Genomic DNA, 1,895 nt, shown 5'->3' with positions numbered 1-1,895 from the left:
AGCCGTTCTTATTCACCACGGGCCTGCGTGAGGTTGGCGGGCGTGGCGTAAGCTGCTGGATGCGTTTACGGATTTGGGTGTCGAGACCAACCCGTAGCACCATCAGGCCGCGCCACACCCGCCATGGACGACGATACGACCGAGCCGTTCGGCTTTCCAGCGATCAGCCGCAAGAAGCTGACTGCCGCCTTTGACGGTGGGCGGCTGACCTCGGATGGCGGGGTCATGCTGCTGGCCGCGGCCGAGCGCCAACTCGGTCTATGCGACCGGCTGGCCGCGCTGATCTCCGACCGACGTGATCCGTCACGGGTGATCCACCCGCTCGCCGACATCCTGCGGGCCCGCATCCTGGCGATCGCCTGCGGCTACGAGGATGCCGACGACCTCGACCACCTCCGCCGGGATCCTGGCTTCAAACTGGCCTGCGGTCGGCTGCCCGACAGCGGGCGAGACCTGTGTTCGCAGCCGACGATGTCGCGCTGGGAGAACGCGCCGTCCCTGCGCGAGGTGATCCGGCTGATGCGGGCCATGGTCGACCTCTACTGCGCCAGCTACCCCAAGCCGCCCGCCGCCGTGACGCTCGACATCGACGACACGGTGGACGTGGTGCATGGGCGCCAGCAGCTATCGCTGTTCAACGCCCACCACGACGAGCGCTGCTTCCTGCCCATCCACGTCTACGACACCGCGACCTCGCGCCCGGTGATGGTGCTGCTGCGGCCGGGCAAGACCCCCTCGGGCCAGGAGATCCGCGGCCATCTGCGCCGCCTGGTGCGGCAGATCCGGCGACGCTGGCAAGGCACCCACATCACCCTGCGCGGCGACGGCCACTATGGCCGCCCGGAGGTGATGGCCTTTTGCGAGGAGCAGGGCATCGACTACGTCTTCGGCCTGCCGACCAACGCCGTGCTGCGGGCCGCCGTGGAGGACGCCGCCGACGACGTGCGGGTTCGCCGCGCCGAAGCGGACGCCCCGGTCCTGCGCCGCTATGCCGAGACCCGCTACGGCGCCAGGTCCTGGAGCAAGGCGCGTCGCGTGGTCGCCCGCATCGAGGCCAGCGGCATGGGTCTCGACATCCGTTTCGTGGTCACCAGCTTCGCCCGCGGCAGCGCCGAATGGGTCTATGATGGGCTGTACTGTGCAAGGGGACAGGCCGAGAACCTGGTGAAACTGCACAAGGCCCAGCTCGCCTCCGACCGCACCTCTTGCCGCTCGCCTTTGGCCAACCAGCTCCGTCTGGTGCTGCACACCGCCGCCTACTGGCTGATGCTGACGCTGCGCGACCGCATCCCCAAGCCGCACCCGCTGGCTAGCGCCGAGTTCGCCACCCTGCGCCTGCACATGCTCAAGATCGCGGGCCGCGTCGTCGAGACCGCCAGCCGCGTGCGCATCGCCTTCGCCGCCGCCTGCCCACACGCTGTGCTGTTCCGCGGCCTCGCCTGCAGCTTCCAGCCAGCCGGACCATGAGCAACGGGGCAAATGCCCCCACTGAGCCAGCCGCCCCACAACCTCCAACGCCGCACGCCCCAAGCCCAACATCACCGCCGCAACCGGATGCGAACGCATGCCCGGCGCTCAAGTCAGACCGCCGAGCCCGCCGCTGCCGCTTTCCGGTGAATAGGACGGGCTAGGAGGTTCTTGCTGATCAGCCGCATAGTACCGGTGCGGAAGGTCTTGTGGATCCGGACGGACCGGATGTACCGGCGCCACGGGCGTGCAGGGACAGCATGATTTTGCGGATCACCTTCGGGTCGCCAAACCCGCGACGATACGGGCTGCACGTCCGGGCCTGATGCCTGTGATCTCGTGAGAGCGGGCCGTCTCCTGCTCGATTTAGCCGAATACCGCCTTCCCAACCGGCCGGACCAGCCTCGTCGCAAGGCCGGGGTTGAGGC

At 68.5% G+C, this 1,895-nt stretch carries 1 protein-coding gene; it reads left to right on the top strand.

Features of this window, described 5'->3' with window-relative positions:
• Nucleotides 1–123: 123 nt before the first annotated feature.
• Complete coding sequence (locus ACLF3G_RS29370) at nt 124–1,467, top strand: IS1380 family transposase (RefSeq protein WP_430672919.1); 1,344 nt, start codon at nt 124–126, stop codon at nt 1,465–1,467.
• Nucleotides 1,468–1,895: the final 428 nt, after the last annotated feature.

The sequence above is a fragment of the Falsiroseomonas sp. HC035 genome, assembly GCF_050563525.1.
In the GTDB taxonomy this organism is placed as follows: Bacteria; Pseudomonadota; Alphaproteobacteria; order Acetobacterales; family Acetobacteraceae; genus Falsiroseomonas.
The sequence above is the reverse complement of the archived record's forward strand: the minus strand, read 5'-3'. Positions and strand labels throughout refer to the sequence as shown.